Origin of the sequence: Streptomyces sp. FXJ1.172 (assembly GCF_001636945.3) — a bacterium.
In the GTDB taxonomy this organism is placed as follows: Bacteria; Actinomycetota; Actinomycetes; order Streptomycetales; family Streptomycetaceae; genus Streptomyces.
The window spans coordinates 2,745,324-2,760,257 of the sequence record NZ_CP119133.2; the positions used below are offsets into that span (position 1 = coordinate 2,745,324).

A 14,934-nucleotide genomic window follows, 5' to 3' on the forward strand; every position below is an offset into this window, starting at 1 on the left:
ACGACCCGCGTCAACCTCGCCGGTACCGCCAGGTGCGGCCGTCCCCGGTCGGGTGAAAATCGTATGCGGGCCGCCCGGGCCTCGCGCGGGCCAGTGACCGGCCCCGGTGATGATCGTTGGGACGTCGGAGCCGGAGCGTCCGGCACCCGCGCCGGGCGGAGGCCGCCGTCGCGCGCCGTCGCGTCGGCCCTGCCGGGCCGGGGGGCCGAGGAGGCCGTTGATGTCCGAAGAGTGTGGCTCCGCCGGTCGGCCGAAGGGGCTGCTGGAGCAGATGGAAGAGCTGATGGCCGCGTTGAACGCGGATCTGTCGGAGCTGGCGGATCTGCACGCCTCGGGACCCGCGCCGGTCGCGGCGGACGAGGGCGACGCCGGCTGACAAGGCCGGCACTGGCTGCCGGCACCGGCTGCCGGCACCGGTCGGTGCGGCCGGGAGACCTCAGCCGAACTCCCGCTCCGGTAACACCTCCTCGCGCGCCGCCAGCTTGCGCAGCATCTCCAGGACGCGGTCGCGGGACTCGTCGGCCGCGTCGATGGCCTCCATGCACTGCCAGTACGTCGTCTCGTCGGCCGCGGAGCTGGCCATTCCGACCAGGGCGATGCCGACCTCGCCGAGCAGGCCCCCGAGGCAGAGCAGGGTCTCGCGGGCGTCGTCCAGCTTGGTGAGCTGGGCGGCGCGCAGGTCGCCCGGGTCCAGTTCGGGCGGGTCCAGGACTCCGCAGCCCCGGCCCGCCAGCTCGGTCAGACCGAGCGCCTCGCCGCGCAGCTCCGGCGGGCCGGAGACCGCGAGCCGGCTGCCGATGGCCTGGGCGAGGGCCTGCGCCTGCCAGACCTCCGCCATGATCTCGCCCGCGTCGGCGGCGTTCGCCAGCACTCGCCTGCTCGTCAGGATGAGCCGTATCGCATCCATACGTCGCCCCCGTCCCTCCACGTGCCTTCTCGCGCGTCCGTTTGAACTCCCTTGTTCATTACCCAGAGTGAGGTCACGTGAGACGAAAAGCCAGAGGTGGGCGGAAATTTGTGGACAACAATTCGGATTCGACAGGCGATTTGACTACTGAGTGTGATAACGGAGTTCAGGAGTCCGTCAGTTGGCCCGTGCGTCCCCGTCTTTGGGCCCCGCGACCGGAAAACGACGTTCATTGCGGTCGATCTTGGCCGCCAGGGCGGCCAGCGGGTCGATGCCGAGGGCTTCGCAGAACTGCAGGAGATAGGCGAGGACGTCGGCGACCTCGTCCTCGACGCGGTGCGCGGTCCCGGCGTCGTCCATCACCCGGGCGGACTCCTCCGGGGTCAGCCACTGGAAGATCTCGACCAGTTCGGAGGCTTCCACCGAGAGGGCGGCGACGAGGTTCTTGGGTGTGTGGTAGGGCTGCCAGTTCCGCGCCGCCGCGAACTCGGCGAGCCTGCGCTGGAGCCGGGCCAGGTCGTGAGGTTCCGTCACAGGTCCAGGTGTACCACTGTGACCCCCTCGGCCCCGGTGGCCCATGAGGCGTCGCTCACCGCGCCCAGGCACCGGATGTGCCCGCGCTCACCCATCCGGGCCGCCATCCGCAGCAGCGCGAGGCGCTGGGCCGGGTCGAGCGAGCGGTCGAAGCCGTCGGCGAGGACGGTGAGGGTGCGCAGCGCGTCGGGCACCTCGCCGGGCGCGTCCACCGCCAGCACACCGGGTCCGGTCAGCAGCACCAACATCAGTGCCAGATAGCGCAGTTCGCCGTCGCCGAGCCGGGCCAGACCGGTGCGCAAGCCGTCACCGCGCTCCAGCAGCGCCCGTACCGTGCCGTCGGCCAGCGGTTCGGCGATCAGATCGGTCACCGGCCCGGCGCAGCCCTCGCGCAGCGCCTCGACCAGCAGGCCGTGCCGGCGGCCGCACTCGGCGCGGGTGCGCCACAGCACATCGGCGAGGTTGTCGCAGCCGGGCAGCAGCCGGCCGGAGCCCCTGGGGACGGGCGCGCGCATGCGCTCGGGGCGGGGATCGCAGGGGAAGGCGGAGCGCAGGGCGACCACCATCTGCTCGGCGGCGGCGAGCACTTGGCGCTGCCCGTCCGTCTTGCCGGCCACGCGCAGCGGCAGCAGGGCGGTGCCGAGGCGGTCGTCGGGCAGCGGGGCACGGGTCACCGGGGCGGCGCCCGCGGTGTGCCAGGCGGCCTGCACGGTCCGGCGGCCCGGGTCGCGCAGCGCGGTCTGCAGCAGGACGACCCCGCCCGCGGTCAGCCGCTCCCCCGCGATCCTGAGGGCCGGCTCGGTCTGTACGGCGACGTCGAGCCGGACCGGTCCCTCGGCGCCGTCCGCCGTACAGCCGATCCGGAAGCCCCGCCGGCCCCCGGCGTCCGGGCGCGCCCGCTCCGGCACACAGGCGAGCGGGTCGGGGAAGGCCTCGGCGAGTGGGGCTCCGCCACCGAGCCGGGCGAGCGCCTCGTACGCCATGAGGGCGGTCGTCTTGCCGGCTCCGCTGGGCCCGGCGAACAGCGTGACGGGCCCGAGCGGAAACGCGGCCCTCCGGTGTCCGGCGAAGGCCGACAGCCGCAACTCGGTGATCCGGCAACGCACATCGAGAGGGCCCCCGGGGTCATGGGACGCACGCGAGCGCCCGGGGACGGTCCGCACGTCGTGGGACTCACCCGTCGACCCGGGGACGGTCCGCACGTCGTGGGGCTCGCGGGGCTCGCCGGACTGCGCGGAGGCGGTCCGCACATCGCGGGACTCACGGGACTCGCCCGCCGGCCCGGGGGCGGTCCGCACGTCGCGGGACTCGCGGGGCTCGCCGGACTGTGCGGGGGTGGTCCCGCCGGGCGGGGCGGCCGCCGGGGGCTCGGCGGACACGGAAGACACGGCCATGCCCGGACGGTAGAACCCCTCCGCACCGGCGAACCGTTTTGCCCCGCGGACCTTCCTACGATCGGGGGACGGCCCGCAAGGACGCCGGCCGGGCGGACGACGCCGGGGACGCTCAGCCCCCGGAGACCCCCGCGCCCTCCATCAGCCCGCTGACCTCGGTCCCCGGCGGGGTGAGGAGGAACACATTGCGGTCGACGCGGTGCATTCCGCTGCCCAGGCCGAAGACGACCCCCGTACTGAAGTCGAGGACGCGCTTGGCGACCTCGGTCTCCGCGCCGGACAGGTCGAGCAGGACCGGCGCGCCGGCCATCACCGTCTCGGCGACTTCCCGGGCGTCCGCGAAGACGTTGACGCGCAGGACCACGAACCGGCGCCGGGTCTCGGTCTCCGCGTCCGGCAGCGCGCGGTGGTTCACCGCGGACGGCCAGGCGTCCCGGCCCCGCAGCGGCACGACCTGGGCGAGCCCCTCCCACTGTTCATCGGTGACGTCGTAACGGCTCACCGGCTCCCCCCGACCTGACTCGCACTCAATGCCTGCACCGGCCAATTCTTACGCCAAGTCACCCGTTCGGCCCAACAACGACACGGTGTGCGACCGATCCGGTGCCCCGCGGCCGCGACCAGCCCTGAGGGCACACGTACGATTACACCCGCCCCTTACATTCCCCTTACCAAAATCTTGACATGCGGCCATGTGGTGCTCATTTCCCGTCAGTAGCGTCCCGTGCCGTGCACTTGGCAGAAACAACGCAGGTGACACCCGGCCGGCGGATGCAGTCGGCGGTGTCCGCCGCTCCGGGACCACGCGCTGAGGCCGCCCCCGGGGCGCCCGCGCAGTGGCATCGCGTCCTGACCCTGCTCGCCGACGTCAGCCTGTTCATCGGCACCCGCTCGGTGTGGACGCAGGCGGCCACGCACCGCCTGGTCCTCGCGGCCGTCATCTCCGTCTGCTACGCCGCGATCCTGGTGACCGGCGTACTCGCGCTCACGGTGCGCCGGGCGCGCTCGCTGGCCCGGCTGGACCTCGTCGTGCTGGTGACCGCGATCGCGCTCACCCTGTGCACCTGGGCGCTGAACCACACGGGCGGCGACGAGGCGGTCCTGACCACGCAGGCCGCGCGGGAGATCATGGGCGGGCACCAGGTCTACGACCACCCGTGGCCGTGGCTGTTCCACCTCCCGGGCGTCGCCCTGACGGCGACGACGACCGGCGGTTACGACTTCACGTACGGCTACCCGCCGCTGGCGCCGCTGCTCACGGTGCCCTTCCTGTGGCTCGGGCACAACGGGGCACCGGCGACCCTGGCCGCGACGGTCGTGCTGATCGTGGGCGCGGTCGTGCTGTGGCGGCTGCTGCCGGCGCCGTGGCGCTCGGCGGCCACGATGGTCTGCCTGGGCTTCAGCTTCCTGCCGATGTACGCCCGCCAGGGCTATCCGGCGATCATCGGCCTGGTCCTGCTGATGCCGGTGGTGGTGAACTGGCCGCGGCTGGGTGCCGGGGGCCGGCTGGGCGCGGCCGGGATCGCGCGGGCCGCGTGCCTGGGCGCCGCGTGCGCGGCACAGCAGCTGCCGTGGTTCCTCACACCGTTCCTGCTGGCCGGGATCTACGCCGTGCGGCGCGGCGAGCTGGGCGGGCGTGCGGCGGGGCGCCTGGTGCTGCGGATCACGGGGATCGCGGTTCTCACCTGGCTGCTGGTCAACGCGTACTTCATCGTGTCCGAGGCCGGCCCGTGGATCCGGGGCATCGCGCTGCCGCTGACCCAGGGCGCGGTCCTGCACGGTCAGGGCCTGGTGGACATCTCGCTGTACTTCACCAACGGAAGCGACCGGCTCGACTGGTACGGCCACGCGAGCATGCTGCTCGCCGCGGCCCTGCTGGCACTGTTCGTGCTGTTCGTCCGGCGGCTCGGCCCGGCCGCGACCGTGCTGCCCTGGTGCGCCTTCTACCTGGCGACCCGCTCGCAGGACGGCTACTACCTGATGATGACGCCGCTGTGGCTCGCGGCGGCGATCACCACGCCCCTGTCGGACTTCTCGCGCGCGTGGCAGCCGCGGCCGCAGTGGCTCACGGCCCGGCGCCGCAAGCCCGTTCTGGCCGGGGCCGTCGTGCTGCTGGTGCTGCCCGCGCTGGTCAGCGCGACCCTGGCGGCGACGGGCAGGCCGCCGCTCAGGATGGACGTCAAGGCGGCCCGGCACGCCTCGGCGGACTCGTTGTCCGCGCTGACGCTGAAGGTCACCAACACCAGCGGCGCCGCGCTCACCCCGCACTACATGCTCACCACCGGCCAGGGCATGAGCAAGTACTGGTCGCTCGCGCACGGCCCGGCCACGATCCCCGCGCACAGCACGGCGACGGTCGTCCTGCGGGCGCCCGAGGGCCGCTACCCGCTGCCCACACAGAAGAGCACCCGCTTCCGGCTGCGCGCCTTCACGGCGACCCCGCAGACGCTCTCCACCTGGGATGTGCCGCGGGCGGAGCTGGGCCTGAAGGGCTGAGTCCGCGCGGGCGGTCCCTCAGGCCGCCGTACGCGTGAAGCGCAGCCTGGCCGTCACCGTGGTCAGGCCGCGCATCATGCCCAGCTGGTTCCAGCCCATGCCGAACTGGCCGCGGTCCACGGTGAACTCGGCCTCCAGGGTGAGCCCGCCCGCGTCCGCGGAGGCCAGGCGTGCCGTGAAGGTCTGCGGCCGGCTGACGCCCCGTACCGTGAGCCGGCCGGTGACCCGTACACCGTCCGCTTCGAGGCGGTCGGCCCCGCTGACGGCGAAGGTGATCTCCGGGTGCTGGTCGGTGTCGAAGAAGTCCGCCGAGCGCAGGTGCTTGTCCCGTTTGGCGTGCTTGGTGTCCAGGGAGGCGGCGTCCAGGGTGACGGTGCCGGTGGCCGAGCCGTCGGGCCGCACCTCGCCCCCGCCGCTGATCGCGGTGAACGCGCCCTTCACGGTGACCAGGCCCCACATGGTCCTGTGCCGCAACGCCACGGCGGACGCGCTGGGGTCGAGCTGCCAGGTACCTGTTTCCACGGCGACGGTCATGGTCGTACTCCCGACTGGTGATTCAAATTTGGATAACTGACGCCCACGCTAGCGGCTCATCCAATTTTGAACAACCCAGTCGTCCAAATTTGCACAACGGGTAGACTTCACGTATGCGCGCCGCCGACACGCCCCCCGCCGACCTGCCCGAATGCCCCGTGGCCGAGAGCGGCGACCGACTGCTGCCGGACGAGCTGCGTGCGTGGATGCTGCTGCTGGCCGCGACCGGGGCGGTGGAGCAGCGGCTGCGGTCGGCCGTGAAGGAGACCCTCGACGTCTCCCACGACGAGTTCCTGATCCTGTGCCTGCTGGCCGAACGGCCGCGCACCGGACTGCGCATGACCCAGGTCGCCGACCTCCTCGGCCGCCCCAAGACCCGCCTGACCTACCAGATCGCCTGCCTCCAGCGGGCCGGCCTGGTCAGCCGCAGGTCCGTGTGCGGCGACAAGCGGGGCGTGGAGGTCGCCCTCACCGACAAGGCCCGCGAGCAGCTGCGCGAAACCTCCGCCCTGCTCGCCGGCGCGGTCCGCGAGGCCCTCACCGACTCCATGGGGGCGGAGCAGCGCGCGGCCCTGTGCGCCCTCGTTCCGGATCTCCCGGACCGGCACGAGGAGCCTTCCGCGGGGTGAGCGGTGCAGGTCACACGTGCAAGGGGAGAAACCTCACAGCCGCTGCTCTGCACTCGCTTGAGCACACTGCCCTAGCATCCGAGCATGACGGTCCTGCCTGACGACGGGCTCTCACTGGCCGCCGAGTTCCCTGACGCGACGCATGAGCAGTGGCAACGCCTGGTCGAGGGTGTACTGCGCAAGTCGGGCAAGGAAGTCTCGGGCACGGCAGCTGAGGACGCCCTGTCCACGACGCTGGAGGACGGGCTGCGCACCCGGCCCCTCTACACCGCGCGCGATGCCGCGCCCGACGCCGGCCTGCCCGGCTTCGCCCCGTATCTGCGCGGCGGCCGCCCCGAGGGCAACATCGCCGGCGGCTGGGACGTGCGGCAGCGGCACACCGCCCTCGCGGACGACGCCGTCCTGGCCGACCTGGAGAACGGCGGCACCTCCCTGTGGCTGGTGCTGGGCGAGGGCGGCCTCCCGGTCGCCGGGCTGCCCCGCGCCCTCGACGGCGTCTACCTCGACCTGGCACCGGTCGTCCTCGACGCGGGCCGCGACACCGAGGCCGCCGCCGGGGCACTGCTGCGGCTCTACGCCGAGAGGGGCGTGGCCGCCGAGGCGGTACGCGGCAATCTGGGCGGCGACCCGCTCGGGTACGAGGCCCGGACCGGCACCGCCCTGGACACCGCGCCGTACGCCGCCCTGGCCGCGCGGTGCGCCGAGACGTACCCGGGCCTGCGTGCCCTCACCGTCGACGCGCTGCCGTACCACGAGGCGGGCGGCTCGGCCGCGCAGGAGCTGGGCGCCTCCCTCGCCACCGGCGTCGCGTACCTGCGCGAGCTGACCGGGGCGGGACTGAGCGTGGAACAGGCCGCCGGACAGCTGGAGTTCCGCTACGCGGCCACCGCCGACCAGTTCCTGACCATCGCCAAGCTGCGCGCCGCGCGCCGGCTGTGGGCGCGGGTCGCCGAGGTCTGCGCGGCCCCGGGCGCGCAGGTGCAGCACGTGGTGACCTCGCCGGTGATGATGAGCCGCCGCGACCCGTGGGTGAACATGCTCCGTACGACGGTCGCGACGCTCGCGGCCGGCGTGGGCGGCGCCGACGCCGTCACCGTGCTGCCGTTCGACCACGCGCTCGGCCTGCCCGACGCGTTCGCCCGCCGCATCGCCCGCAACACCTCCACGATCCTCATCGAGGAGTCCCACCTGGCCCGGGTCATCGACCCGGCGGGCGGCTCCTGGTACGTCGAGCACCTCACCGACGAACTCGCCCGGGCCGCCTGGGAGTTCTTCCGGTCCATCGAGCGCGACGGCGGCCAGGCGGCCGTCCTGCGCTCCGGCCGGCTGCGCACCGACCTGGCGACGACCTGGGCCGAGCGGAGCAAGAAGCTCGCCAAGCGGCGCGAACCCGTCACCGGTGTCAGCGAGTTCCCACTGCTCGCCGAGAAGCCGGTGGAGCGCGAGCCCGCGCCCGAGCCGCCGTCCGGCGGGCTGCCCCGCGTGCGCCGCGACGAGGCGTACGAGGAACTGCGCGCCCGCTCCGACGCCCACCTCGCGGCGACCGGCGCCCGCCCCCGGGTCTTCCTCGCCACACTGGGCCCGGCCGCCGCGTACACCGCGCGCGCCACCTTCGCCGCCAACCTCTTCCAGGCGGGCGGCATCGAGCCGGTGACCGAGGGGGGCTTCGAGGACAGCGGCGCCACCGAGGCCGTGCTGTGCTCCAGCGACGCCCTGTACGCCGAACAGGCCGAGCAGGCAGCCGAGTCGCTGCGTGCGGCGGGCGCCCGTCATGTGTTCCTCGCGGGCCGGGGCGAGTACGCCGGCATCGACTCGTACGTCTTCGCGGGCTGCGACGCCATCGACGTCCTGTCCGCGACCCTCGACCGCATGGGAGTGTCCTGATGGGAATCCCCGACTTCTCCGGCATCGAGCTGGGGACGCCGGCCGTCGACGGCAGTGCCGATCAGTGGCGTGCGGCCGTGGCGCGGGCGACCGGGAGCGAAGAGCCGCTGTGGGAGACCCCGGAGGGCATCGGGGTCAAGCCGCTGTACACCGGCCGTGACCTGGAGGGCCTGGACTTCCTGGGCACCTACCCGGGCATGGCCCCGTACCTGCGCGGCCCGTACCCGACGATGTACGTCAACCAGCCCTGGACCATCCGCCAGTACGCGGGCTTCTCCACCGCCGAGGAGTCCAACGCGTTCTACCGGCGCAACCTGGCGGCCGGCCAGAAGGGCCTGTCGGTCGCCTTCGACCTGCCCACGCACCGGGGTTACGACAGTGACCACCCGCGCGTGACCGGCGACGTCGGCATGGCGGGCGTGGCCATCGACTCGATCTACGACATGCGGCAGCTGTTCGACGGGATCCCGCTGGACAGGATGACCGTGTCGATGACGATGAACGGCGCCGTGCTGCCCGTGCTCGCGCTGTACATCGTGGCGGCGGAGGAACAGGGCGTACCGCCCGAGAAGCTGGCCGGAACCATTCAGAACGACATTCTGAAGGAGTTCATGGTCCGCAACACCTACATCTACCCGCCGAAGCCGTCGATGCGGATCATCTCCGACATCTTCGCCTACACCTCGCAGCGGATGCCCCGTTACAACTCGATCTCCATCTCCGGCTACCACATCCAGGAGGCCGGCGCGACGGCCGACCTGGAGCTGGCGTACACGCTCGCGGACGGCGTCGAGTACATCCGCGCGGGGCGTGAAGCGGGTCTGGACGTGGACGCGTTCGCCCCGCGTCTGTCGTTCTTCTGGGCGATCGGCATGAACTTCTTCATGGAGGTCGCGAAGCTCAGGGCGGCCCGGCTGCTGTGGGCCAAGCTGGTCTCCCAGTTCGAGCCGCAGAACACCAAGTCCCTTTCCCTGCGCACCCATTCGCAGACCTCGGGCTGGTCGCTGACCGCGCAGGACGTGTTCAACAACGTCACGCGTACGGCCGTGGAGGCGATGGCGGCGACCCAGGGCCACACCCAGTCGCTGCACACCAACGCCCTCGACGAGGCCCTCGCCCTGCCCACCGACTTCTCCGCGCGCATCGCCCGCAACACCCAGCTGCTCATCCAGCAGGAGTCGGGCACGACGCGGGTCATCGACCCGTGGGGCGGCAGCGCGTACGTGGAGAAGCTGACCTACGACCTCGCGCGCAAGGCCTGGCAGCACATCCAGGAGGTCGAGCAGGCGGGCGGCATGGCGCAGGCCATCGACGCGGGCATCCCGAAGCTGCGCGTGGAGGAGGCCGCGGCCCGCACCCAGGCCCGTATCGACTCCGGCCGGCAGCCGGTGATCGGCGTCAACAAGTACCGGGTGGAGAACGACGAGGCGATCGACGTCCTCAAGGTCGACAACTCCTCCGTGCGCGCCCAGCAGATCGAGAAGCTGCGCCGGCTGCGGGCGGAACGGGACGAGCGCGAGTGCCGGGACGCCCTCGACGCGCTCACCCGGGCCGCCGACGGCAAGGAGAACCTGCTGGAGCTGGCCGTGCGCGCGGCCCGCGCCAAGGCGACCGTCGGCGAGATCTCGGACGCCCTGGAGAAGGTGTACGGCCGGCACGCGAGCCAGATCCGTACGATCTCCGGCGTGTACCGCAACGAAGCAGGCGAGTCCCCGAACGTGGACCGCACCCGCGCCCTGGTGGACGCCTTCGAGGAGGCCGAGGGGCGCCGGCCGCGCATCCTGGTCGCCAAGATGGGCCAGGACGGCCACGACCGCGGCCAGAAGGTGATCGCGACCGCCTTCGCCGACCTCGGCTTCGACGTCGACGTCGGCCCGCTGTTCCAGACGCCGGAGGAGGTCGCCCGGCAGGCGGTCGAGGCGGACGTCCACGTGGTCGGGGTGTCCTCGCTGGCCGCCGGTCACCTCACGCTCGTACCGGCGCTGCGCGAGAAGCTCGCCGAGGAGGGCCGCGAGGACATCATGATCACGGTCGGCGGGGTGATCCCGCCGCAGGACGTGCCGACGCTGCTCGAGATGGGCGCCGCGGCCGTGTTCGGGCCGGGAACGGTGATCCCGGACGCGGCGTACGACCTGGTGCAGCGGCTGTCGGCCGACCTCGGCCACGAGCTGTAGAGCCGCGATGGCTGCGCTCGATCTCGACACCTATGTGAAGGGTGTGCTCGACGGGAGGCGGGCCCTGGTGGCCCGCGCCATCACCCTCGTCGAGTCCACCCGGCCCCAGCACCGGTCGCTGGCACAGGAGTTGCTCACCGAGCTGCTTCCGCACAGCGGCCGGGCGCGGCGGATCGGTGTGAGCGGGGTGCCGGGGGTCGGCAAGTCGACGTTCATCGACGCGTTCGGCACCCTGCTGACCTCGCTGGGCCACCGGGTCGCGGTCCTGGCCGTGGACCCCTCCTCCACCCGCACCGGCGGGTCGATCCTCGGCGACAAGACACGGATGGAACGCCTGGCGGCCGACCCGAACGCCTTCGTACGGCCCTCCCCCAGCGCGGGCACCCTGGGCGGGGTCGCGAAGGCCACCCGGGAGTCGATGGTGGTGATGGAGGCGGCGGGCTACGACGTGATCCTCGTGGAGACCGTCGGCGTGGGCCAGTCGGAGACGGCCGTCGCGGGCATGGTCGACACGTTCCTCCTGCTGACCCTGGCCCGCACCGGCGACCAGTTGCAGGGCATCAAGAAGGGCGTCCTGGAGCTGGCCGACGTCATCGCCGTCAACAAGGCGGACGGTCCGCACGAACGCGACGCGCGCGCGGCGGCCCGTGAACTGGCGGGCGCCCTGCGCCTGATGCACGGCAGGGACGCCGTGTGGACTCCGCCGGTACTGCACTGCAGCGCCCGCGAGCCGAGCGGCCTGGACACCGTGTGGGAACGCCTGGAACAGCACCGGACGCTGCTCGACTCCACCGGCCGTCTCACCGCCAAGCGCCGCGAGCAGCAGGTCGAGTGGACCTGGTCGATGGTCCGCGACGAGCTGCTGGGCCGCCTGCACGCGGCCCCGGCGGTCCGCCAGGTGGCGCCGGGCCTCGAACAGCGGGTCAGGGACGGCGAGTTGACGGCGACGCGGGCCGCGGAACACATTCTGGCGGCGTTCGAGGGACACCCGGCTGCGCGGACGGATTCTTCGGCGGACGACTGAGCCGATCATGCGCGGCTCGTCGGCACCCGGTGCCGGCGCACGACCGCTAAGGGACAGCGTGCAGGAGAGCGGGACCGCACCGGCGGTCCCGCTCTCGTATGCATGTCAGGAACCTGTCACCGGGCAGGCCGACAGATCACTCGGTACCCCACAATCGGCGGACGTCTCGCCACAGCACAGCCAACTGCCTCCCTGCCTTCGCCGAGGCACGGGCCTTCCCGAGGCGGTCACCACAACGGTGGGCCTCGCCGCGTCACCGCGAGGAGCACGCCGCGGCTGAATGGGCGTGCTGTCATCACCGTACCGAAGGAGCGTTATGTTCGGACGCATAGGACGGTTCTCCGTGAACCGTCCAGTGCTGGTCCTCGCAGCGTGGATCGTCGGGGCGATCGCCCTGATCGCGCTGGCACCCTCGATGGGCAGCAGCAGGGACCAGGAGGACTTCCTGCCCTCCCACTACGAGTCGGTGCGCGCCGACCGGATCCAGCAGAATTCCTTCCCGCAGCACGAGAGCGCGGCCGCGATCCTGGTCTTCCAGCGGTCGGACGGCGGCGCGCTGACGAGCGGTGACAAGGCCGCCGTGGCCCGGGTGACCAAGGCCCTGGACGGCAAGCACTACAACACCTTCAAGAACGTCGTCACCGCGCCCGGCGCGGTGTCGAGGAACGGCAGGGTCGCGCTCGCCAGCGCCTACTCCACCGAGAAGGACCTCGGCGCCGATCCCGTGCTGGACTCGGTGAAGAAGCTGCGCAAGGACGCCGGACCGCTGCTCGGGGGCACCGGTCTCAAGCTGGGCGTCACGGGGACGGCGGCCCAGAACGTGGACGCCAACCAGGCCACCGGCGACACGGACGCCATGATCATGATGGCCACGCTGCTGCTGATCGTCGTCCTGCTCGGCATCATCTTCCGCAGCCCGCTGATCGCGATCCTGCCGGTGGTGCTGATCTTCCTGGTGTTCATGATGGCGCAGGGGCTGATCGCCACGGCGAGCCATCTGTTCGGCCTGAAGGCCGACAGCGGCAACGGGGCGATCCTCATCGTGGTGCTGTTCGGTGTCGGCACCGACTACATCCTCTTCCTGCTCTTCCGTTACCGGGAGCACCTGCGGTCCGGCCAGGCCCCCAAGGAGGCGCTGACCCAGGGGGTGTCGCGGGTCGGCGAGACCATCGCCTCGGCGGCCGGAGCGGTGATCGTGGCCTTCCTCGCCCTGCTGCTGTCGACCATGAGCAGCATGCGCGCCCTCGGCCCCTCCCTCGCCATCTGCGTCGCGCTGGCGCTCGCCGCCGCCCTCACGCTGGTGCCCGCCGCCTTCTCGCTGCTGGGCACCAAGGCCTTCTGGCCGTCCAAGGCGTGGCAGCGCAGCCCGAAGAACCGGCTGGGCCGCAAGCTCGGCGCGGCCACCTCGCGGCGCCCGAAGCTCGTCGCGGCGATCTCGGGCGCGGCGCTGGTGGTGCTCGCCCTGTGCTCCCTCGGCTTCCGGGCGAACTACGACGCCGGCAGCTCGCTGCCGGGCAACCTGGAATCCGTCCGGGCCATGAAGGACATGGAGAAGGCGTTCGCCGCCGGCGAGTCCGACCCCAGCCAGGTGTACGTCAAGGCCGAGGGCGCGGGCGCTCTGGACCCGTCCGCGCTGGCGGAGTTCCGCAGGGACATGGCCGCCGTGCACGGCGTCGACCAGGTCTCCCAGGCGGTGCTGAACCCGGCCGGGAACGTGGCCAGGTACGACGTGGTGCTCTCCTACCGGCCCGCGTCGAGCCAGGCCATCGACCTGGTCTCCGGCACCCTGCGCGACACCGTGCACACCAAGGCGCCGAAGGGCACCGAGGCGGTGCTCGGCGGCACCACGGCGGTGTTCGCCGACATCAAGAACGCGGTCAACCGGGACTACCAGGTCGTCTTCCCCGCGGCGGGCGTGGCCATCGCCCTCATCCTGGGGCTGCTGCTGCGCGGCGCCGTGGCACCGCTCTACCTGATCGTCTCGGTCGGCCTGGGCTTCGGTGCGACCCTCGGCTCCACCGTCCTGGTCTTCCAGCAACTGCGGGACTCCAGCGGGCTGTTGTTCATGCTGCCGATCATCGTCTACCTCTTCGTGGTGGCGATCGGGACCGACTACAACATCCTCCTGGTGGCCCGCCTGCGCGAGGAGATACGCAGAGGCCGGACCCCCGCGGAGGCCACGCGGCTCGCGGTGTCGCAGTCCGCGCCGACGATCAGCGCCGCCGCCGTGATCCTCGCCGGCACGTTCGGCGTGCTGATGCTGGCCGACAACTCGATGCTGCAGCAGATGGGTTTCGCCGTGGCGTTCGGCATCCTGCTGACCGCGTTCGTCATGGCCCTGCTGCTGGTGCCGACGATCACCACCCTGCTGGGCGCCCGTGCCTGGTGGCCGAGCGGGAAGGCCGGTGCGCGGCCCCGCCTCCCGGTGGCGGACACGGACGAGGACCCCGACCCCACGGCGGAGCCGGTGCGCGTCTGACGCCCCGTCCGCACCAGATCACGGGACGGTCCCCCGCGGTGGTTCGCGGGGGACCGTCCCGTTCGCCGTTGCGGGCCGGGGGCCCGATCAGGCCCCGCCCGGCTCCACCGGCCAGAACACCTCGGCTCTGCCATCGGCGCCGTGGGCGCCCGCCCGGCCGGCGGCGTGGGTGTCGAACAGCTCCCGGACGTCGGTGCCGGGGGGCCAGAGCATGCTGTGCTGGGAGCGGTAGCACCCGATGGCGGCGTACTTGGCCGACCAGGCCCGCTCGCTCGCCGTCTCGGCCACGGGCGGCCCGAATCCCGCGCCGGCCGGCAGCGGGGGCGGGTCCGGCTCGCGCATGCCGTAGGGCAGGTCCTCCCAGCAGTACAGCGGCACCTTCCCGGCGGCGGCCGCCGCCACCGCGTCCCGGGCGCGGCGGTGGTCGAGGTGGTTGCCCACGGCGGCGCAGGTGAGGACCAGGTCCGGCTGGAGCGTGCCCAGCAGCGAGGCGACGGCGGTCTCCAGCTCCGGCCCCAGGGCGGGTTCGGGCACGTCATGGCCCTGGACCGCCGGCTGGTCCATGTCGACCAGCCAACTGCCGTCGGGGCGGCGCCGGTAGACGGCGTCGAGGAAGGAGCCGTACGAGGGCGTGGCACCCAGCAGCGCCACAGCGGCCTGGTCCTCCCGGCGCCGGTGCTCGACCGGGTCGGTGTCGAGGCCCCAGACGTAGTGGAAGTACTCGGCGATCGGCGAGTACGGCGGCTCGGGGATGCCGGCGAACACGGTGAACACGGTGACGTGGGCGCCCTCGGAGACGAGCCGGTGGATCCGGCCGCCCGCGGAGAGCACGGCGTCGTCCAGGTGCGGTGAGACGACGAGGACGGTGCTTGCCATCTG

The 14,934-nt window shown here is 72.4% G+C and carries 13 protein-coding genes; 7 read left to right on the plus strand and 6 right to left on the minus strand.

The features are described 5' to 3' along the window. The first annotated feature begins 220 nt into the window (after positions 1 to 220). Positions 221 to 376 carry a hypothetical protein gene (locus tag A6P39_RS12180; protein ID WP_199840837.1) on the plus strand — a complete coding sequence of 52 codons (156 nt, stop codon included), beginning with the start codon at positions 221 to 223 and terminating at the stop codon, positions 374 to 376. Between the two features lie 60 nt (positions 377 to 436). Here the strand turns inward: A6P39_RS12180 and A6P39_RS12185 are convergent, their stop codons facing one another. The 4 genes from A6P39_RS12185 to A6P39_RS12200 all read right to left on the minus strand — a co-directional run bounded on the left by A6P39_RS12185 (position 437) and on the right by A6P39_RS12200 (position 3,337). After that, positions 437 to 907: a DUF6099 family protein gene (locus A6P39_RS12185; RefSeq protein ID WP_199840838.1), complete on the minus strand. Its 471-nt coding sequence runs from the start codon at positions 905 to 907 to the stop codon at positions 437 to 439. A gap of 177 nt (positions 908 to 1,084) precedes the next feature. Next, positions 1,085 to 1,441, minus strand: a complete 357-nt coding sequence (locus A6P39_RS12190; protein WP_067047912.1) for a nucleotide pyrophosphohydrolase — start codon at positions 1,439 to 1,441, stop codon at positions 1,085 to 1,087. Continuing rightward, positions 1,438 to 2,835 carry an AAA family ATPase gene (locus A6P39_RS12195; RefSeq protein WP_234378970.1) on the minus strand — a complete coding sequence of 466 codons (1,398 nt, stop codon included), beginning with the start codon at positions 2,833 to 2,835 and terminating at the stop codon, positions 1,438 to 1,440. Before A6P39_RS12195 ends, A6P39_RS12190 begins: the two co-directional genes overlap by 4 nt. Before the next feature lie 112 nt (positions 2,836 to 2,947). Then, positions 2,948 to 3,337 (minus strand): cell division protein SepF, encoded by a 390-nt coding sequence (locus A6P39_RS12200; protein ID WP_067047915.1) that lies wholly within the window; start codon positions 3,335 to 3,337, stop codon positions 2,948 to 2,950. 269 nt (positions 3,338 to 3,606) lie between these two features. Between A6P39_RS12200 and A6P39_RS12205 the strand changes: the two genes are divergently transcribed. Beyond that, a complete protein-coding gene (locus tag A6P39_RS12205; protein ID WP_067047918.1) occupies positions 3,607 to 5,331 on the plus strand; it encodes a hypothetical protein in 1,725 nt (574 codons plus the stop codon). An 18-nt stretch (positions 5,332 to 5,349) separates the two neighbouring features. Here the strand turns inward: A6P39_RS12205 and A6P39_RS12210 are convergent, their stop codons facing one another. Next, entirely contained in the window at positions 5,350 to 5,865 is a 516-nt protein-coding gene (locus tag A6P39_RS12210; RefSeq protein WP_067047920.1) for a YceI family protein, read from the minus strand. A 113-nt stretch (positions 5,866 to 5,978) separates the two neighbouring features. Between A6P39_RS12210 and A6P39_RS12215 the strand changes: the two genes are divergently transcribed. The 5 genes from A6P39_RS12215 to A6P39_RS12235 all read left to right on the plus strand — a co-directional run bounded on the left by A6P39_RS12215 (position 5,979) and on the right by A6P39_RS12235 (position 14,055). Next, positions 5,979 to 6,494 carry a MarR family winged helix-turn-helix transcriptional regulator gene (locus tag A6P39_RS12215; protein ID WP_067047926.1) on the plus strand — a complete coding sequence of 172 codons (516 nt, stop codon included), beginning with the start codon at positions 5,979 to 5,981 and terminating at the stop codon, positions 6,492 to 6,494. Positions 6,495 to 6,578: 84 nt separating this feature from the next. Continuing rightward, positions 6,579 to 8,378, plus strand: a complete 1,800-nt coding sequence (locus A6P39_RS12220; RefSeq protein ID WP_067047929.1) for a methylmalonyl-CoA mutase family protein — start codon at positions 6,579 to 6,581, stop codon at positions 8,376 to 8,378. Further along, the gene (gene scpA, locus A6P39_RS12225) at positions 8,378 to 10,552 is read left to right on the plus strand and encodes a methylmalonyl-CoA mutase (RefSeq protein ID WP_067047934.1); all 2,175 of its coding nucleotides are present in this window, start codon (positions 8,378 to 8,380) and stop codon (positions 10,550 to 10,552) included. The genes A6P39_RS12220 and scpA overlap by 1 nt, the downstream gene beginning before the upstream one ends. Before the next feature lie 7 nt (positions 10,553 to 10,559). Beyond that, positions 10,560 to 11,576, plus strand: a complete 1,017-nt coding sequence (gene meaB, locus A6P39_RS12230) for a methylmalonyl Co-A mutase-associated GTPase MeaB (protein ID WP_067047936.1) — start codon at positions 10,560 to 10,562, stop codon at positions 11,574 to 11,576. Positions 11,577 to 11,919: 343 nt separating this feature from the next. After that, positions 11,920 to 14,055, plus strand: coding sequence for an MMPL family transporter (locus A6P39_RS12235; RefSeq protein ID WP_234378972.1), 2,136 nt, complete (start codon positions 11,920 to 11,922; stop codon positions 14,053 to 14,055). A gap of 87 nt (positions 14,056 to 14,142) precedes the next feature. Here the strand turns inward: A6P39_RS12235 and A6P39_RS12240 are convergent, their stop codons facing one another. Beyond that, positions 14,143 to 14,931: a PIG-L deacetylase family protein gene (locus A6P39_RS12240; RefSeq protein WP_067047939.1), complete on the minus strand. Its 789-nt coding sequence runs from the start codon at positions 14,929 to 14,931 to the stop codon at positions 14,143 to 14,145. Between the last annotated feature and the right edge of the window lie 3 nt (positions 14,932 to 14,934).

Excerpts from the sequence above, each read along its gene's own strand:
- scpA (WP_067047934.1), top strand. The coding sequence starts at position 8,378 with ATGGGAATCCCCGACTTCTCCGGCATCGAGCTGGGGACGCCGGCCGTC.
- A6P39_RS12195 (WP_234378970.1), bottom strand. The coding sequence starts at position 2,835 with ATGGCCGTGTCTTCCGTGTCCGCCGAGCCCCCGGCGGCCGCCCCGCCC.
- A6P39_RS12205 (WP_067047918.1), top strand. The coding sequence starts at position 3,607 with ATGCAGTCGGCGGTGTCCGCCGCTCCGGGACCACGCGCTGAGGCCGCC.
- A6P39_RS12180 (WP_199840837.1), top strand. The coding sequence starts at position 221 with ATGTCCGAAGAGTGTGGCTCCGCCGGTCGGCCGAAGGGGCTGCTGGAG.
- A6P39_RS12220 (WP_067047929.1), top strand. The coding sequence starts at position 6,579 with ATGACGGTCCTGCCTGACGACGGGCTCTCACTGGCCGCCGAGTTCCCT.
- meaB (WP_067047936.1), top strand. The coding sequence starts at position 10,560 with ATGGCTGCGCTCGATCTCGACACCTATGTGAAGGGTGTGCTCGACGGG.
- A6P39_RS12240 (WP_067047939.1), bottom strand. The coding sequence starts at position 14,931 with ATGGCAAGCACCGTCCTCGTCGTCTCACCGCACCTGGACGACGCCGTG.
- A6P39_RS12215 (WP_067047926.1), top strand. The coding sequence starts at position 5,979 with ATGCGCGCCGCCGACACGCCCCCCGCCGACCTGCCCGAATGCCCCGTG.
- A6P39_RS12185 (WP_199840838.1), bottom strand. The coding sequence starts at position 907 with ATGGATGCGATACGGCTCATCCTGACGAGCAGGCGAGTGCTGGCGAAC.
- A6P39_RS12210 (WP_067047920.1), bottom strand. The coding sequence starts at position 5,865 with ATGACCGTCGCCGTGGAAACAGGTACCTGGCAGCTCGACCCCAGCGCG.